The sequence below is a fragment of the Aestuariibaculum scopimerae genome, assembly GCF_059428085.1.
Genome location: NZ_CM182089.1, coordinates 2,660,417 through 2,678,358, shown reverse-complemented (window position 1 = coordinate 2,678,358; position 17,942 = coordinate 2,660,417). Strand labels below are relative to the sequence as shown.

At 36.3% G+C, this 17,942-nt stretch carries 16 protein-coding genes; 1 reads left to right on the top strand and 15 read right to left on the bottom strand.

Annotated features, from left to right (window positions below):
- Nucleotides 1-13: 13 nt before the first annotated feature.
- The 6 genes from traM to AC5SR4_RS11590 form a co-directional block, all read right to left on the bottom strand.
- Nucleotides 14-949 (bottom strand): conjugative transposon protein TraM, encoded by a 936-nt coding sequence (gene traM, locus AC5SR4_RS11615; RefSeq protein ID WP_495356410.1) that lies wholly within the window; start codon nt 947-949, stop codon nt 14-16.
- A gap of 18 nt (nt 950-967) precedes the next feature.
- Entirely contained in the window at nt 968-1,582 is a 615-nt protein-coding gene (locus AC5SR4_RS11610) for a conjugal transfer protein TraK (protein ID WP_495356409.1), read from the bottom strand.
- A gap of 19 nt (nt 1,583-1,601) precedes the next feature.
- The gene (locus AC5SR4_RS11605; RefSeq protein WP_495356408.1) at nt 1,602-2,441 is read right to left on the bottom strand and encodes a hypothetical protein; all 840 of its coding nucleotides are present in this window, start codon (nt 2,439-2,441) and stop codon (nt 1,602-1,604) included.
- Between the two features lie 9 nt (nt 2,442-2,450).
- Complete coding sequence (locus tag AC5SR4_RS11600; RefSeq protein ID WP_495356407.1) at nt 2,451-3,032, bottom strand: TrbJ/VirB5 family protein; 582 nt, start codon at nt 3,030-3,032, stop codon at nt 2,451-2,453.
- A 43-nt stretch (nt 3,033-3,075) separates the two neighbouring features.
- Nucleotides 3,076-5,526, bottom strand: a complete 2,451-nt coding sequence (locus AC5SR4_RS11595; protein ID WP_495359182.1) for a TraG family conjugative transposon ATPase — start codon at nt 5,524-5,526, stop codon at nt 3,076-3,078.
- 356 nt (nt 5,527-5,882) lie between these two features.
- Nucleotides 5,883-6,170, bottom strand: a complete 288-nt coding sequence (locus AC5SR4_RS11590; RefSeq protein WP_495356406.1) for a hypothetical protein — start codon at nt 6,168-6,170, stop codon at nt 5,883-5,885.
- 193 nt (nt 6,171-6,363) lie between these two features.
- Between AC5SR4_RS11590 and AC5SR4_RS11585 the strand changes: the two genes are divergently transcribed.
- A complete protein-coding gene (locus tag AC5SR4_RS11585) occupies nt 6,364-6,996 on the top strand; it encodes an N-acetylmuramoyl-L-alanine amidase family protein (RefSeq protein ID WP_495356405.1) in 633 nt (210 codons plus the stop codon).
- Between the two features lie 72 nt (nt 6,997-7,068).
- On the opposite strand, the gene AC5SR4_RS11580 is transcribed toward AC5SR4_RS11585, so the two are convergent.
- The 9 genes from AC5SR4_RS11580 to AC5SR4_RS11540 all read right to left on the bottom strand — a co-directional run bounded on the left by AC5SR4_RS11580 (nt 7,069) and on the right by AC5SR4_RS11540 (nt 17,650).
- Nucleotides 7,069-8,778, bottom strand: coding sequence for a hypothetical protein (locus AC5SR4_RS11580; RefSeq protein ID WP_495356404.1), 1,710 nt, complete (start codon nt 8,776-8,778; stop codon nt 7,069-7,071).
- A 37-nt stretch (nt 8,779-8,815) separates the two neighbouring features.
- A complete protein-coding gene (locus AC5SR4_RS11575) occupies nt 8,816-10,591 on the bottom strand; it encodes a UvrD-helicase domain-containing protein (protein ID WP_495356403.1) in 1,776 nt (591 codons plus the stop codon).
- On the bottom strand, nt 10,588-12,702 hold the full coding sequence (locus AC5SR4_RS11570; RefSeq protein ID WP_495356402.1) for an ATP-dependent nuclease: 2,115 nt from the start codon (nt 12,700-12,702) through the stop codon (nt 10,588-10,590). Before AC5SR4_RS11570 ends, AC5SR4_RS11575 begins: the two co-directional genes overlap by 4 nt.
- A 153-nt stretch (nt 12,703-12,855) precedes the next feature.
- The gene (locus AC5SR4_RS11565) at nt 12,856-13,518 is read right to left on the bottom strand and encodes a P-loop NTPase family protein (protein ID WP_495356401.1); all 663 of its coding nucleotides are present in this window, start codon (nt 13,516-13,518) and stop codon (nt 12,856-12,858) included.
- Nucleotides 13,515-14,054, bottom strand: a complete 540-nt coding sequence (locus AC5SR4_RS11560; RefSeq protein WP_495356400.1) for a hypothetical protein — start codon at nt 14,052-14,054, stop codon at nt 13,515-13,517. The genes AC5SR4_RS11565 and AC5SR4_RS11560 overlap by 4 nt, the downstream gene beginning before the upstream one ends.
- Before the next feature lie 5 nt (nt 14,055-14,059).
- Nucleotides 14,060-14,338 (bottom strand): helix-turn-helix domain-containing protein, encoded by a 279-nt coding sequence (locus tag AC5SR4_RS11555; protein WP_495356399.1) that lies wholly within the window; start codon nt 14,336-14,338, stop codon nt 14,060-14,062.
- Between the two features lie 262 nt (nt 14,339-14,600).
- Complete coding sequence (locus AC5SR4_RS11550; protein ID WP_495356398.1) at nt 14,601-15,440, bottom strand: RteC domain-containing protein; 840 nt, start codon at nt 15,438-15,440, stop codon at nt 14,601-14,603.
- Nucleotides 15,441-15,660: 220 nt separating this feature from the next.
- Complete coding sequence (locus AC5SR4_RS11545) at nt 15,661-16,122, bottom strand: hypothetical protein (RefSeq protein ID WP_495356397.1); 462 nt, start codon at nt 16,120-16,122, stop codon at nt 15,661-15,663.
- Nucleotides 16,123-16,138: 16 nt separating this feature from the next.
- Entirely contained in the window at nt 16,139-17,650 is a 1,512-nt protein-coding gene (locus AC5SR4_RS11540) for an aminotransferase class V-fold PLP-dependent enzyme (RefSeq protein WP_495356396.1), read from the bottom strand.
- Nucleotides 17,651-17,942: the final 292 nt, after the last annotated feature.

Sequence of the window (17,942 nt, the reverse complement as noted above, 5' to 3'; positions counted from 1 at the left end):
TTTTGTTTTTGAGTTATTGCCGATTATCGGCTTTGAGAATGAGTTTATAATTGTCCATTACCGTAACCTTTACTGTCCGGTTGTTCCTCTGAAATATTTTTTTGATACCTCCTACTTGTGGCACACCTGCAATGTTGATATCATCGACAACATCTCCAACGACCTCCTGTCTGGCCTCCGCCCTAAAACTATTCTCCGTATAAATACCCTCCCTTCCATCCTGCAAATCAAATGCTTTTAGTTTGACAGATTGGTGGTTGACATTTTTAATATGGATCATGGTCCTGTTGGGCTTAAAGCTGATAAAACCATATATGAGTGAATTTTTAGGCATTGGCACATTATTAATGAGAGCTTCCCTTTCTAGCCGTAATCTTAAGCGATAATTAGTCCTTACGGTTTGTGTGCCATCGACCCTTACATAAATAAATTCATCGGTTTTGTTATTTATTAAATCAGGATTACCCTGTGGATCGGAAGCAAAAAACAGTTGATGCTCCAGTCCCAATGCTTTTGGTTCAATAGAGGCTTCAATATTTTTAATTGGTGGTGTGGAATCCTTTTGTGTTTCTTTGGGTTTGATATTAGAAGGCAGTTTATTAAAACCTCTATCCGTATAAGTGATTTGCCCTTCCTTATAGATACTGTCCACAATCCGCATTTTTTCCTTGTTCAACAAATCAGGGTCATAAACCCCCATGGAATCCAATAGACGCTCATCATAGATGCTCGGTGCATTGGTCTGGCGTACTTCCTTCAGGTCATTGAGGGCATCCAGTTTGGATTCATATTCCTTTTGTTCATCTTCCAGTTTAGGCACTGGTATTTGGTTGTTTTCTATTAGTGGCTCTTCCTCGTCCTCCATAACCATCATAGCATACCCGCCTATAAAAAGTACGATACATAAAATGACGATGGCGAATACAATCTTGTTCTTTTCTAATTTCATTGATATTGATTTTAAAATTTATTCCCTGTTTTCTATTTTCCTTAAGGTGTTCTCAAAAAAATTGGTAATCAGTAACCCGTGTGTATTATTTGGAAAGTTCCTGTCCACATGGATCAGGTTACCAGTCGTGGTGAGTTCGTATGTATCGATAATCGATCCCCTGTTGATTTCAAAGATGGTGGTGGTCTCAAACGTATAGGGCTTACTTTGTATATCAACCCTTGATTCAATGCTTATTACTTTTTGCACCAAGGAATACTGTAACAAGCGGTTATAGACCCCATCCGCTTTCTTCTGTCTGTATAGGGCATCTACGGAACTGTTGCCCAACCACAGGGCCTTTTCCAGATGCTTTTCATAATTACTGGCATCGATGTGATAGAAATACCTGTGGAAGAGCTCCAGATGTGCCAAAGCTTCCACTTCCAGGTTTTCCCGTTGGGAAACTAATTTTATGGGTATGGCACTGCCATCTGAATTGACAACGAAGGCATTGCCCACCGTGTCTTTATGAAGCTTGACCACAAGTAGAATCGAAACAATACAGGTCAACGTTGCTCCAATGACCACTGCCAGTACAATAAAACGATTCAGTTTCAGGATGTCGTAAATATTTTTATAGGGTGTTTTCATCTTTCTATTGGATTAAGGGTTAGTTTGAAAAAAGTCTGAAGGTGAACGCTATAGCTCGTCTATAAAGTTTGAATTTAAGGAGCACAATAAACCCTATTGATCCAAATTGGATGATTGGCGCAAAAAACTGACTGCCCCAGTCCGTTCCAAACAAGGTTGACCAAAAATTATCATTGACTTCCGTATAAAGATTGTTCACAAAGACGTTGACCAGAAAAAAGGCCGGAACAAGCATATATACCCCAGCATAAAGCTTAAAGAAATTATACGCCAAGGGTCTGAATTTTTCAAAGACGGCCAAACTGATAACCAATGGAAAAAAGGCCTGCATGATCCCTAACAGAAAATAGCGTTCCGCCAAGAACAAAGGGTAAATAAACAAATCCAATAACCAAAGGAATATGCCTATTATGAAAGCTATAACCTTTAACCCATACAAAGGCGTTACCAAGGCCTCGTATAACATCGCCATGGCTTTTTTGGCGGCTTCCAAAGCACCCACATCCTGTTCCAGATCAACATCCTGCATCTGAAGTGGGAGGAGTGCCGGAGCCGTATCCCGGTACTGTGTTTCAATGGCCACCAAAATACTGTCAAACACCCCTAGTACCTGGGTTGAGAAAATGACCAAAATGACCACCACAAAGTTTTTGGCCAGTTCCGTTGGCGTTAACCCCCAGGTATGTCCATCGGTACTGGCGACACCTTCATTGTACTTCTTCAATATATTGACCAAAAAGAATAATACGGCCAGGGTCTTCATTCCCGCAATGGTATATTGGGAGAAATCACTGTTTTTGATGGTCTGAAAGACAGCATCTACATACTCCAATCCTATGCTTAAGACTATTCCCGGCATCTGTTATTCTTAATATTTAGCTTCACGGTTATTAATCTTGTCCTGCATTTCCCTGAAGGCGATGATCTCATGGTAGCGCCTGGTCTTGGACTCAATCTCTGCCACCATTTCCTTGGACTGCTGTTCCATGCCCTTTAGGATTTCAGCCCGCTCTGCATCGGTCATTTTTAAATTGCCACTGGAGAGGATCTGTTCTATGTAATTGAGGCTCTCCAAGGAATTCTCGATAATGGCGTTAAAGGATTCAGAAACCCGTTTAACTTCATCCGCTTTGATGTATGGGGAATTTAAAATGTCCCTTAAATCGTTCTGAACTATATTATACAGTCTTTGGTTATTGTTGTAAAGTTCCCTGACGGCCTTTAACTGCTTGATGACATTATTGACCGTTTCAATGTTCTCCTTCTGCTGTTTTAGGAATTCAACGGTCTTTAATAATTGTGAGGTCTGCTTCGCCGATTCCACCAAGGACTTGGCTAGACTGATAAAGTTGGTGTTATCATACACCGGCATCCCCTGGCACGTAGCACGTGCGGGCAATAAGATGATTAAGATCAGTGCCACTGCTAATGATTTGATTGTGTTCTTCATGTGTGTTGTTTTTTAATGATTAAGGGTTTTGTCCCCATCTGGTTTAAATGTATATTGGTAATTCAATTGTTAATGACTCCTGCCTGATAAATTCCTTGATGGCTGTCTCCATATCCTTGATCCTTTCATAAAGCGCCATGATGGCCTGGTTTTCCCTGCCGTCGGTCAAGTAAGCGGCATAGACTTCTTTTGGTACTTCCAATCTAAAAATGTTGCTCTCCCTGCCGATCTTAATGAACATCTCCGTGTACTTTCGTTCACCGTTTAAATTGTTCCTGATAGATTTGAGTTGGTTTAGATCATGGCTGGACAGGTTGAGTCTTTTTTGAAGCTCGTCATAGCCCTTTTCGTTGCGTAAACTGTAAATGACCTGCGTGTTCTCCAGAATACTGGCCGATGTGGAATTGTTCGGCAATTGATTGATGGATTGTAAGATGATGCCGATTGCACCGTTCTGTTTCCTAATGGCCTGATAATAGAATTCCACGCTCTCCAGTACATTTTTGAACTTGAGCTGTTTGGCAAACTCATCAAAAAGGATAATGCCCCTTTCTGAACGATTGCGCCAAATGGTACGCTGGATAGCGGATTTAATCAGTTTTAGCATCACCGAGAGGATTTCCTTGTTATCCTTAACTTCATCAAGTTCAAAAACGATGAGCCTTTTGTCCTCTATCTTATAGGTCTGGTCTTCGCTGACATTAAAGAGAAAACTGTAAAGTCCATCATCGACATACTCCGAAAGGATATGCAGAAAATCATAAACACTAAAATGGGCTTCGGATATTTTAAGGTCTTTTAAAAGCGTATCTTTTTTGCTGTCCACAAAACGATATAGATTGGCCAAGGAAGCATCATTGATGCCTTGATTATAATAATGGCGTATTACCTTTTTCATGGCTACTTGTCGAGCTTTGGTAGTTTCCGATTCAGAAGCCAATAGTTCCAAAAGGAAAATACCTAAATCCTCCAATCGTTCAGGTGTCAGATCCTCTATATTTGATATATAAAAGGGATTGATACCGAGGTTCTTTCCCTGTTCATAGCGTAGTATGATATGGTCATCGGGATAGAGTTTGGCAAACTTGGAATAGGATCCTCCCAAATCGATGACGACCAGCCGAACGTCGGCCTCGAAGTATTGACGTAGGATGTTGTTTGCCAAAAAGGACTTGCCTTCACCAGTAGGTGCAAAAATGGCAAAGTTTCTGGCTTTTATGCGTTTCTTTTGTTCGTCCCATACATCCTTGAGCACAGGGATGTTATGTTGCCTATCATTGAAAATGATGCCTGTTGCATCGGACTTGTAATTGGAATTGTTTATGTATAGACAGAGGGCATGTTTTAGATCAGTCACATATAAATCTTCATTGGAGAAATTGGATGCAAAACAGGGGTAGGAATTCAAAAAATAATGTTTCCGTTCCTCGCCTTTGGGATAGTAAGCCACTATGTCCAGCTCCTTAAACTCCGTTTTAATTTTGGAAGCTATAGTGCCTAGCTGTCCGGCTTCCGGACTCCAAAACAGGATATTGAGATGCCCACGTATTATCTTGGAGCTGTCATCGGCATTAATCTTGGCAACAATGTCCTCGATCTTCTTTAAAATGACCTTGTTCTGTGTTCCAAAATTGGAACTCTTGTTAAGCTCCTCAATTTTTTTATCGAGCAACTTTCGCCATTTGTGTTTGTCATCCAAATAAATGATTTGGTTGATGATATGGTTTTCATTGAGGTTCAAACCCAGACCGTCCAAAAACCCCTGATGGAAGACAAAATCATCTGAAGTAAATTTATCATTGGTCTTGCTGCTCTGTACCACATCCCCGAAACAGCCTTCATTGTTAATGGCCAGGACATCAAAATGGTTTTCGCCGATTTCAATGTCTGATTTCCCACCACGTCGGGCAGGCTTCAATTGGATATCGGTATCAAAGCCTTCATTAAAACCATTAAAGTAATGCTCCGTAAGTGCAATGATTTCAGATGGTGCCATTGGCATCATTGTCACTTTTCGACTGTTATTAATAAAAGAAATGGCATCATTTACAGAATTCATGAATTCCTTGACTTGATGATCCATTTGTTTGTGGATGCCCTTTTCCTGTTTCCTAAAAGGGTTAGTAAATTTTGAAGTGTTCAAAGCCTTGCTGTAGGGCAGGACAAAAAATAAATAGGATTGATGCTCTAAATATTCACGCCCCTTAAAATAGTTATGGGTTGCTCTTTCCAAAAAGGTTTGGTTGGGCAACGTATCTGCGGTATAGCAACACTTTTTATAAATGTCCTGCTTATGGATAACGGTACTTACGGGAAGCGATTTAAACGCCTGAAACCATGACCCGTGCAGGTCCTCAAAATCTGTTTCGGACAGGGAGTAGATTTCAGGAAGGTTGACCTTATAGCATAAAACGACATTGCCATTGCTGGCAAAAACCATATGTCCTTGGATATCCAATATGGGATGGTAATCCGCTAAATTTATTTTGTTCAAATTCATTGTGTAATGCCTAATAATTCAAGTGGCTTATTTTTTTGTTGCTGATGGTTTTGGGAAACTCCTTTTTAAAGTGGAACAGGTGAGGATTTTTGGTGATATGTGTTAAGGCTATGTATAGACATGCATTGAATACAAATACACCTATGATAACGGAAAAACTGAACGAAAAAATGATGAACAGTAATGAACCGATTACGGCAGTCATCATCAGGGCAAACAGTGATATGGGCAGACCCATAATCACGGCTCGCTCTCTAATGTTTTTATAGACTTCAAATTTCTTCACAATCCAGATATATGATTAATTATTTCTTTTTGATGTATAAATCAAATGCCGTTTAACGGCCGATCTATACGACAATACCTATCAAATAAGTAAAGATGCCAACAACCGCTCCTGCAATCAGAACAAATACAAGCACACGGGTAATCCCCTTTTTAAGATCAGCGTTTTCACCAAAGAAGTGTCCTGCGTTGAAGAGAAAGCCAATTAAAAAGATGACACCCAGAATGATGGGGAAAATGGTTCGGATGGTATCGGAAACATCGTTTACAGAATCCTCGATGCCCCCGATCTGGGCATGTAGGCTGTTGGAAATGAATAGTAAAAAAACAGTCACATAAAGTAATTTTTTCATATCAAATAAGGTTTAAAAATTTAATTGATTTAGATAAGTGAAAAATAGTGTATATTACACTTCAAATAACTGATAATCAGTTATTTGTTAATAAAATATTATTTGATTTTGAATGTTTTTATTTGATATTATTTGGAATCAAAATGCAAGTAAAAATCGAAGTGCCCTGTTGATAACCCAAAAAAATTAAGAGATGCTGAAGCTCAAAAACGTCAGTTTAGTGATTTTAACCTTAAAAATATGTTTGGCTTTTGCCCAGAAAAAGATCATTGTGATCGATCCTGGACATGGTGGAACCGATTCCGGTGCAATAGGCATGAACCATATTCAAGAAAAAAATGTAGCGTTACGTATTGCCAAAGAAATTTTATTGCTTAATAAAACACTTTTCAATAATGAATTGGATATTTATTTGACACGTTACAAGGATACTTTGGTTTCTCTTTCAAATCGAAGCCAATTGGCCAATGTTTTAAAAGCAGATGTATTTGTTTCGCTGCATTGCAATGCATCCCAAACGAGTTCAAAGGGAATTGAGGTTTATGTTCACCCTTCCGATAAAGGTTATATGAGATCATCCATTGCTCTTGCAGAATCTCTAATAAATGTAAGCACTCAAAAAATAGGGTTTAAAAAGCGAGGGATAATGTTTGCTAATTTTCAGGTTTTACGTGAGGGCATTGATTTTTGTCCAGGCGTCCTTGTCGAAACAGGATTTGTAACACATTCTGATGAAGCGGATTATTTTTTAAAGAGCAAAAACATTAGGGCAGTGGCTTTGGCGATTTTAATGGGGTTGTATTATTATTTAAACATTGGATTATGAAAGAGTTGTTAATTGAGATAGTAAAGAGTTTGAGAAAGATTGTTATTACTGTATTCAAAGAGATATTTAAAACTAAAAATCCTCAATTTTAAATTTCAATTTTTTATTAAAATATAATTTGTCAAAATAATTTTGTAAAGTAGGGTCAGTAAAGACAGCATATTCACTTTTGCTTAGTTCTTTGAAATGTTTTGGGTTTTTCAAGAACATAGCACAAACATCCAATTCGTCATTAGATATCAGTCTTTCGTGTAGCAATTCTCTATGTTCCAAAAAATCAAAAAACTTTCTAACAGGATTACCAAATTTGTTATAGAGTGTTTTCAAAAAAGTATCTAAATCATCAACATAAATTGACCAAGGATAAGGGTCTTCAATATTATCTTTTTTAAGTAACAAGCCTAAATCAGTCTGTATGGAAGCAAATCTTTCTGAAGTAACTACAATTGAAAAAATTTCGTAAATATCATTTGTGGTAATTGCTTCCGATTTACCTTTAAAGCTGATAACTACTTTTTCATTGTTTAATAATTCTTGTTCAACCAGATAACATTGGTCATAACCTTTTTGAATACATTCGTTAAAGTCCGATTTAATTCTTTGGTAAGCTTGTTCTGTAACTCTTCTCGGCTCTCTATATCTTGACGCTTTACATTCAATGATATAGGCATTTTTATCCACAATTATTAATATGTCTTTTTCTTCGGGCTGATTATTTATATAATAGTTGGTGAAAATTTTAAGCCTTTTTGATTTTTTGAAGAATCTTTTGAATATATCTAAAGTGTGGCTTTCCAAAACAATTTTTCCTCTACGAAGATTCAGTTGTTCTTTTTCTTTTTGAGTATAAGTGAGAGTAGCATAAAGTAAATCATAAAGAGCTGAAGGCAATTGTTTTTGATAAACATTTAAATATTGATTATTAGTTATTTTTATAATGGGTCTATTTTCAAGAGGATTTTGTTGGGAATAAAATAGATTACTGTGGGTATCATTAATGTCAACCGAGAATAGGTCACAGAAAATGTCGATGTGTTTTTCTTTAAAAGAAGGGTGAAAATCTTGTTTTGTAAAAAGTAAACATTGATAGGGTTTCTCAAAAAAACTTAAAACTCTTTCTTGTGTCTCATCCGAAAGGTCTAAAAATTTTTCTGAAAATTCATTCTCTGCCAATAGTCCATTTGCAGATAATCTGGCTAATTCATCAAAGTTTTCATCAAGAATAAAGGACTTTGAGTTAATTGACTTTGCACGATAAATCAATTCAGAATGTTCACATAAATCAATTAAGGTCTTTAAATCAATTCCTAATCTTTCCTGTATTTTATCTTGATAAGGTTTAAACATCCTAATAACTTTATTTACCTCTTGCTCTCTGTAATTTAATATTCCGTTCTGAAAGTAATTTTTGAAAGCCAATTCGTGAACAAGTAATTTTTGTCTTTTGTCGGATATCTCATCAAATTCATTGCCACTATAATTTTCTGATAAATAGAAACTAACTATCTCCAAAAGAATATCGGCAACTCCCTGAAGTATTAAATCATTTTCTTTTGAGTAATGAAGCTCTTCCTTGCCTTCCAATGGTGTAGAAAGCCTTAACATTATTAGGTAAAAAGAGTCTTTTAATTTCGACTTGAATTTTTCTGAAAACCCTATATTATCTCTTTCTGGGTGGTGTCTAATAAAATCAGCAAAAAAACATACAAAGCTCTCCTTTGTGAACCGAGAGATTATTTTTTGAATTTTTAATGATTTTTGCTCTAAATTTATTTTCTTCATTTTATTCTAAATCCATACAAATGAATTATAACCCTTTTTATATTTCATCAAATTCAAAATCAAGGTTTTGCAACTCTGCGGTAATTACCAATGGATTGCCTTTTGCAGTTTGTCTGCCAGTCTCTGAAATCAAGTGCAAATTTGTTTTCGCTCTTGAGCAAATAACATAAAGTAGTTTTTTTGAAGCAGCAACAGGGTCTGCATTGAAAATATCATTCCAATGTGGGATATATCCATTTAGTAAACCATAGGCAATAACGGTTTCAAATTCTTCTCCTTTAACACCAACGCAAGTATTAATGACAACACCTGACATTTCTCTATAAAAACTCATAAAGGATGCTATGTCGCTTGGGACTTGAAAATCTGGATCTTCAAGGCGGCTTTTTATAACATCAAAAAAAGTCTTCCTATTTATAAGAAGTTGTGCGTAAATAGTTTGGTCAATCCCAACGGCATCTAAAAACTGATCAAAACAGTCATTAAGATAATCGATGCCTTCAGTTTCATCTGAAGTTATCGAGTTAATTAATCTCAATACATTTCGCTCTGTTTGATATTGTTCGTTGAATTCAGTATTCGTGTGCTCTTTAAAATTTTCAATTACTTCTGAACACCATTTGTACCGCAATGAATATATTTTTGGTTTAGGCTGTGTCAAGAACAATCTCGATAATTTATACCAAATATTATTTCGATTTTTTGACATTGGTGCTAAACCTGATGCATCAAAATTTACATCTGGTAGTTTAGCTCTCAACTGTTTTGTGATCGTAGTTATTAACCACCATTGTGGAACCAATACGCAAATTTCATCTTCTGGAATTCCATTATTCAAGCTATACTCTATTAGTCTCGCAATTTCATCTACCAAATGTCCTTTGTTAATGGTATTATTATAGGTTATTATACTATCAGCATCTTTGTTAGTACCAATAGCTTCAATTTTAATTGGATTAGTCTGAAACAAGGAGTAAAAATCAATAATTCTTTGGGTTGACCTATAATTTCCTGAAAGTGTAAGTTGCTCAATGGGTAAAGTATTTAACTCAACTTGTATTTCTTCCAAGCTTTTGGCAACACCTCCTAAAGAGGCATAAATTGCTTGGTCTGTATCTCCTACTAAAAAAAGGCTTGAATTGCCTTCCCCAGTTGTTATTATGGAAGAAATAATTGCATAAAGCAAATCCTGTGTGTCTTGGTATTCGTCAACACATATAAGGCTGAAGATATTGGATAGTGTTTTCTTTATCTTTGGATGTTTGGTTAAAAGCTTATAAGAGTAATAAAGTAGAAGTTCAAAATCAATTAACTTCTCTGCTTGCAGTCTTTCGTGATATTCTTTAAGAACCCTTTTTTGAATTGTTTTTGGTTCGGCAAATGTGCCATCCCTATTGAATCTGAAATTAATTGGGTCAATAGGCTTTAATTTATGTTTTTCCTTAAGCTCATTTATAATGTCGGAAGCATAAGTTTCGTCTGCAATTAAAAATCCATTTTCAAGTTCTTGCAAATAACAGGAATAAGGTTTAATGATCCATTCAAGACAAAACGAATGCAAAGTGCCGGACCAAACCCTTTTGCTATTGATGCCCATCGCATTTAATCTGCGATATATTTCTTCGGAAGCTCTTACAGTAAAAGTAAGTGCCACTATTCTTTGTTTGCTGTCTGCATCAATGTTTTCTAGAGCATAAGCGAGTTTGTGTATTATGGTCCGAGTTTTTCCACTACCGGGGCAAGCAGTTAGAAGTACGTTCCCTTCTTTGACGACGGCATCTTTTTGTTGGTCGCTTAAAGTATCTAAAATCATAAATACGACAAGAATTTGGTGAATTGGTCATTGGGAAAATTGGCAATATATTCATCGATAACCTGTTGGTCTTCTTTACCCTTAAAACTAACTTTTGATGCTGCTTTAAAATAACTATCATTTTTATTGCGGCTAATTCTTCGTAACCTGTATTTAGCGGTTTTAGCTTTAGATGCATTATTTAGATGGGAAGATGCAAAAGCAACGGCTTTCAAAATGTATTCTGGAATATATGTGTTGTAAACTAAATTATCTGCAACAACTAAAGCAAGCCAACCTTTACCTTTTTTATCTGCCAATCGTAAAACTTCTACACCAGCAATTGCGACAGATTTGTCTTCTAATTTTTTCTTTGAAGCCTCAATAGCTGCTTGTTGTTTAAAAATTTCATCAAGAGATTGCACGTATTCGTAGCTATTCCCATTCATTAGTAAATCGACCTCAAAAGTATACCCAGAATAAAAAGAGGATAAAAAGTTGTTTTTATTGCAGAATTTATCAAGTTTCACCTTTCTTTCTGCACCACTAACCTGCGAAGCCCTGCAATGTTTTTCATAAGCAGAATCATGAGCTTCATCCACAGGTAAATCAACTATGCTAGCATCCAAATCGGTTAATATAGCACAGTTTTTTTGAATTCTATCCTTATGGAAAAGCCGTGCAACATTTTTAAAACCAGTACTTCCAATGTTTACAAGACTGACACCAATTTCATCAAGCGAAATTCCAAAGACCTTTTTGAACATTTGAGGAATGAGAATTTGTTCTGCATCCCCTTCAACCAAGACAACACCCTTTGCAAAAAGTAAGTTGCTCCTTATGGCATCTAAATATCTTTCGGCTCTCGTTATATATTCGGCATCAAGTTGGTTAGCTGGCTGATACACCATAGTTTGTTTATTTGCCCGACTTAAGATATTTACTGAACTTATACGGCTTACAGATGAAATATGAGTGGAGTGGGTTGAAATAATAACCTGCGTTTTATTGGTTTGAACATTATCAAATAGTGTTTTTTGTATATGCGTGTGAATATGTGCTTCCGGTTCTTCAATCAAGAGAAAATTTGCGATTCTATCCGTCCTAACTTTTTCGTACTCCAATAGCTTTAAAGATAGATAAATCATATTAGCACCGCCTAAACTCAACTCCCATATTTTGCCCATATAGCCTTCTTCATCTGGATCACCAACCCACAATTTGAGAGATTGTAAAAGTTTTTCCATATCGTTTGGAAGCTCTGATTTTACATCAATGTTTGGACCATAGGTAGTGCCAACTGCTTCCTTTATGCTTTTGTCAATTCCATCTTTCACTTCTTTAACCTCCTTAAGAGAACTGATTTGGTTGTTGAGTTTATCGATACTATCAATTATTTCTGTTTGTTTAGAAATTTCAACAGTTTTTTCTTTTCCTCGCAGCAAGTTTATCAGTGGGTTAGAGGAATAGGAACGTAAGTCGCTTTCAACATCTCGAAGTGCTTTGATAAACGTACAAGAGACTTCGTTATGTACGCTTATTTCTCTTGGCAAAAACGTTCCAAAAATCAATTCTTCTTTATCATCTGGATTGGGGAATTCAACTGCATCAAAGTTGCCAACATACTTTCTATAAGTATTATCATCGCTAAAATCTCCAGAACCTCTACACAAGTAAGAAGTTTCATAGTCATCAATCGTAAGTTTATCAAGAAGAAGCTGAAGCCCTACAACGCTCTTATCTTCGGTCTGTGAATAATCATAAAGTTCTTTTCTAAACTGATATTTTGGTCTAAAGTAAACCGAGTAGCTTCCAGTCTTTTTACTACCTTCCATATCTCCCGAAGATTGTACTGCCAGTACTTGAGCTTCCTCACTTGCGTCCAGTTCATCAAAAGTAACTGATAGAATTATCCAATGTCCAGCCCATTCTCCAAGACCTCGGTTAAAGTCATACTCATTAAATCTTATATATCTTGGAAGTTTGTCATCAATTAATACACGTAAAGCAAAAAATAGATTTGTTTTACCTGAACCGTTTTCTCCTAGAATAGTATTTATACCTTTTTTAAAGATAAATTTTGATTTGTGAAAATTTCTAAAATTTCTTATGGATAGTGAACTTATATGCATAATTTATTGGCTTGTAATTATTTAGGTCTAATAAAAAAGCCAATGAATTACCATTAGCCCATTTCTATTATTCAATTTAATTCGACATTAAATTTAATAACTTTTAGCATAAATTCTTACTGTTTCCCTTATTTAATCTAATTATTTTTGACTTCATTTCCTTTTATCCCCACTACCACCATCAAACGCAACCAAATTAAACAACTCCCGCATCCTGCTCCTTACACGGTTACCATAACGTTCCTCAATTTCTTCAGCGTTTAGGTTTGTGGTACAATGGGTTTTAGTCCTATATTTTAAATGGAGGTCGTGTCTGGAAAGCAATACCTCACCCATGACATTGCAATCCTTGCCAAAATACCGTCCCGTAGGTTCTATACCCAGATCATCAAAGCAATAAAAACGATGGTCTCCATATTGCTCAATGATTCTGTAGCCTATGTGGTTAAACGCAAAAGTAATATTGCGTGAAGGGATTACATCATAACTTGGATAATGGGGTGTAATATACCTCAAGAGCTTCATGATACTTGTTTTACCACAGCCCACGGGACCGGAAAGTAAAATCCCATTTTTTAAATCGATTCCCATTTTTTTGCATGCTGCCCAATCCCTGATTTGGTAGTTGCAAAGTTTGTAGAGTATCTCATGGTCTTTTTTATAGATTTTAAAATCCCTGCCAAATAATAATTTGCCTTTAGCATCCAAATAAATCAATATCTTATCAAAATCATAAAGGATATTCTGGCCGTTCCGTGCGCCCAATTGAAATTGCTCATTTCCCTCTTGGATGATATGTGGTGTTTGCAAAGTCATAGGGGCTCATTGTAATCTTTATCGTTACTCGTTTTTAAGTTGTCCTGATATGGTACACTGGCTTTTTGTTTGTGTCCGTTTTGTCTAGATTCATTTTCTGAATTTTCAAAAATTTGTGGTTTGTTTAAGTTTTTATTTTTTGCTATAGTTTGTATATGTTTATATATAGGTACCACTGCTTGTCCATTGCTTGTCCCATTTTGACCACAGCTTTGGTCCAGTACTTGTCCAGAGCTTGTCCCAAAATCGAACATCTTGATCCTGCTCCCTCGAAATGGATTATGGGATGGGGTATAAAGGATATATTTCCAATGATCCAATTCCTTGATGCATCTATGGTACGTGGATTTTGAACCTATCTTGGAAAAGGCCATCACTTCCTCTCGGTTGATATAGAATTCCTCCTTAAAGAAATTAGTGTTCCATAACTGGAACAAGGCCACATACAAGCTGATATGGGTCGGGTTTAAACGACTGTCCTTTGAAAACCGAAGAAAAACACCGTTAAGGTGCTTAATGTAGTTGATGTCCTCCAAGGGCTTTAATAGTTTTTGTTGACCTTATTGTTCTCCAAGAGTTGCATGATCTCATGGTAGTCGTAGTATAATATTTTCCCGACCTTGGTATATGGCAAGACTCCCTTAATTCTTAAGTTTTGTAATGTCCCTATTGAAACACCTAGCATATCCCTGACTTCATGGGTCTTGAGCCACTTCTTTTGAACATGGCCTGATTGGTATTGGAGTAGTTGCTTGATCTCCTCCAAAAGTTCCATTTTGAACTCATAGAGGTCTTCCGTTGTAATAATTGTTGCTGCCATATAAAACGATTTAAGGTAAAAGCCGCCAAGGTTTTATTTTTTAAATGACGGCTTGTACTGATTTAGCTTTCGTTTTACAAATCTGAAGCATTATTCTGGGATAAATCGCCTATATAATGCCTACTAGGCTAAATTATTTTTTGTTGGCCCCATACCAACAAAGGGAATCAAATAAGCCCAACTAGAATTAAAAATAGATGTCAATGAACATAATTTATCCCGTATAAGCAAAATGCCTACTAGGCACTATATATACATTTCTCTACTCGTCATTTCTCCGAATCCATCGGTTAAAACATTTCAACAAATAGTTTAAATATTTGGTAGGCTCATCTCGGTTTTTCATTCGGGAAGCCATGTTCTCATGGTCGCTCAAGTCTATATCGAATACCTCCCCAAGAAATGACATGATTTCGTTTTTGGGCGTATTACCATGGTCAATGTCGCCACTTTGCCATAGGGAGATACCCAGCTCCACCAGTGAGGTCTTCGAGCCCGTCCATTTAAGTTTATGCTTTCTTTTCATTGTCCTATAGATTTCAGCCATCGTCCTTTTGCTTTTTAATATTGATATTTTGGTCAACAAATAATTTATAAGTTCATCATTGGACATGATCGTTGCCAGGATGCTGTCATGGCTCGTTGAAAAACGATGGTCAAAGAAACAATAGGGCGCTTGTGTATGCAGGTAGTTATTGTAGGTACGCACATAATAATGTGTATCCAGATGTGTGGCACCACAGCAATGATATTGGTAAAATTCCAAATGGTCATGGAAATACTTTTGCAGATGCTCTATGGCTCTCTCAAAATATTTTATCTGTAGTTTTCTGCTCCCTATTGGACATTTGGTCTCAATCTGAAACCGTTTAATGAAATAAATCAGCTTTCCATGCACCTTTGGTTTTATGGTCTTGAAAAATGTGATTTCATCGCCCTTTGTCTTGAATCCATTTTCCAAAACGTCGTTTTTTAATTGTGCTAATACCGTTTCCGTTAGTTTGATGCCTTCTTTCAAGTTGTCCAAGCTATCATCTTGGACCGTTTCTAGTTCCTTGAGTTGCGCTTCAAGGTTTTTTATAAGGGTGCTGTAGGTTTTCAATAGCTACTGTTTTTAGATTAGTATATGTCCCGTGAGAGCAACCAGGGCATTAGGGGCTGCTATGGTCTACTTGCTATTAATAATTCAATCCCTCAAAAAATTATAGTTTATTTTTATATCCGTGCTTTCTTAATAAATATATTGCATATCAATCATTTAGTGTCATCTACAATCTTTATTGTTCTTAACTTTTACAGAATTATATCTACTGTAAATGTGCTTACTCATTGATTGTAATTTTAAATTCTTTTTTATGTGTTTCTACTTTGTCTATACCGTCACCAATAATATACTCGATAGTACCATGTAATGTTACGGGTTCATCTACAATAAGTGTTACTTTTTGTATAAAATTGACCGCAGTTTTATAATATCTTGCCTCTTCCTTTATAGCATTGTCAAACTTTTCAATGGGGACACCTACTTCTTTTATTGCATCTGATAATATGATGAATGCGTTATGGTCGAATGTTATGGTACAAAGTTCACTATCAGGAATGTTTAAGAGTTTGGTATATATACGCCATGGTTGTTCTATTAAGGCTGTTATATGAACATTGTATGTATTGGAGCTTGTTTTCTTGACCGCAAAGCGCCATTCGGTATGATCGTTATCTTGATTTTGTGCAGATGTGGTAAAGCCAAACAGTAGACTTAATATAGCGGACAATAGCTTTTTCATTGTATCTGATTACTTCTTAATTAAACCATGGTTTTACTATTTCAAGTTCCGGGTTTTTAAATCGTTTGTGTTGATATTCATTTTTAACGGCATCATATTTATAATCATAACTCCATCTCCTGTGATATATAGCAACTTCTTCAATAGCATCACAAATGAATTCTACTTCCAGATTAGTCATTGTTGGGTGAATGGACATACGTACCCATCCTGGTCTGTCTGACAGGCAGCCTTTTAATATTTTTTGTTCGATTGATTTTGAAGTGTCCTTATCGACATTCAATAAGTAATGACCATACGTACCTGCACAAGAACAGCCACCTCTAGTTTGAATACCAAAACGATCATTTAATAATCTTACAACAAGATTGTAATGGGCATCATCTATATAAAATGAAAAAATGCCCAAGCGATCTTTATGCTCTCCAGCAAGTATGTGTAAATTATTGATGTTGGAAAGTCTTCTGAAAACAATATTGTTTAATTCTTGTTCTCTATCCAACATATTTTCCACACCCATTTTCTCTTTAAGCTGGATTGCCATAGCTGCCTTAATGGTTTGAAGATACCCTGGTGTGCCTCCATCTTCACGAACTTCGATGTCTTTATAATAATCACGATCGCCCCAAGGATTGGTATATGTGACTGTGCCTCCTCCTGGTTGGTCTGGTACTTGATTTTGATATAGGCTTTTATTAAAAATTAGTATTCCTGGAGTTCCGGGTCCACCCAAAAACTTGTGAGGCGAAAACACAATGGCATCTAAATTGGCCAAGTGGTTATGATGCATGTTTACCTCTACATAAGGCGCACTACAGGCGTAGTCTGCTATACAGATCGCTCCATTAAGGTGTGCAATTGCTGCTATTTCATGAACAGGTGTTTTTATACCAGTTACATTGGAACAGGCGGTTATGGCCACTATATTCCTTCGGTCGCGACTTAATTTTAAAAGTCTATCTAGTGCATCGGTACTGATAAAGCCTTCTGTTGTATGGGGAATGACCTTAACCTCTGCAATAGTCTCTAGCCATGATGTATGATTGGAATGGTGTTCCATGTGAGAAATAAATACCATTGGGCGTTTATCTTCTGGGATGTGTGTGTATTTCTTTAAATGTTCGTTGACTTTTAAACCCAATATGCGCTGTAGTTTATTGATTGCCCCAGTCATACCTGTGCCTACTAGCATTAATACATAATCGTCGTGTGCATTGACATGACGTTTGATGATGTTTCTGGCTTTATGGTAAGCCAATGTCATTGCTGCTCCTGTTGTGGACGTTTCTGTATGTGTATTTGCCACGAATGGCCCTATTTGATGCAACAAAGATTCCTCTATTGGAGTGTACAGCCTACCACTGGCTGTCCAATCTGCATATAAGATTTTTTGCAAGCCATAAGGCGATTGGAAGGTTTGGTTAACACCCACCACATTTTTTCTAAACTGTTGAAAATAATGCTCCAAATCTAGCCTAACTCCTTGGTGTTTAACAATTTTAATATATTTTGGTTGTAATAATTGCATATTCTAGAACTTCCTTTTACAATCTTTATAAACTTTAATAAAAACATGGGCAACTTTATACTGTAAAGCGCCCATGCTGCAACTGCTCAAACGCTGTTACCTGCCTGGGAAATTGCTATGAAAAACAAACTACTCTTTTATCAATTAATATTTAAAAGCACGGCACCCAATCCACTAAAAGGATGCCGTGCGACTAACTCAAAATAATTCTGCTTGAGAATGACTAATTCAAAAAAAATAACTATGAAAAATTTTACTGTTTAATGTTATTTTTACACATGACTATTTTGAT

Excerpts from the sequence above, each read along its gene's own strand:
- AC5SR4_RS11600 (WP_495356407.1), bottom strand. The coding sequence starts at position 3,032 with ATGAAGAACACAATCAAATCATTAGCAGTGGCACTGATCTTAATCATC.
- AC5SR4_RS11575 (WP_495356403.1), bottom strand. The coding sequence starts at position 10,591 with ATGATTTTAGATACTTTAAGCGACCAACAAAAAGATGCCGTCGTCAAA.
- AC5SR4_RS11610 (WP_495356409.1), bottom strand. The coding sequence starts at position 1,582 with ATGAAAACACCCTATAAAAATATTTACGACATCCTGAAACTGAATCGT.
- AC5SR4_RS11540 (WP_495356396.1), bottom strand. The coding sequence starts at position 17,650 with ATGCAATTATTACAACCAAAATATATTAAAATTGTTAAACACCAAGGA.
- traM (WP_495356410.1), bottom strand. The coding sequence starts at position 949 with ATGAAATTAGAAAAGAACAAGATTGTATTCGCCATCGTCATTTTATGT.
- AC5SR4_RS11570 (WP_495356402.1), bottom strand. The coding sequence starts at position 12,702 with ATGCATATAAGTTCACTATCCATAAGAAATTTTAGAAATTTTCACAAA.
- AC5SR4_RS11585 (WP_495356405.1), top strand. The coding sequence starts at position 6,364 with ATGCTGAAGCTCAAAAACGTCAGTTTAGTGATTTTAACCTTAAAAATA.
- AC5SR4_RS11565 (WP_495356401.1), bottom strand. The coding sequence starts at position 13,518 with ATGACTTTGCAAACACCACATATCATCCAAGAGGGAAATGAGCAATTT.
- AC5SR4_RS11545 (WP_495356397.1), bottom strand. The coding sequence starts at position 16,122 with ATGAAAAAGCTATTGTCCGCTATATTAAGTCTACTGTTTGGCTTTACC.
- AC5SR4_RS11555 (WP_495356399.1), bottom strand. The coding sequence starts at position 14,338 with ATGGCAGCAACAATTATTACAACGGAAGACCTCTATGAGTTCAAAATG.
- AC5SR4_RS11590 (WP_495356406.1), bottom strand. The coding sequence starts at position 6,170 with ATGAAAAAATTACTTTATGTGACTGTTTTTTTACTATTCATTTCCAAC.
- AC5SR4_RS11605 (WP_495356408.1), bottom strand. The coding sequence starts at position 2,441 with ATGCCGGGAATAGTCTTAAGCATAGGATTGGAGTATGTAGATGCTGTC.
- AC5SR4_RS11580 (WP_495356404.1), bottom strand. The coding sequence starts at position 8,778 with ATGAAGAAAATAAATTTAGAGCAAAAATCATTAAAAATTCAAAAAATA.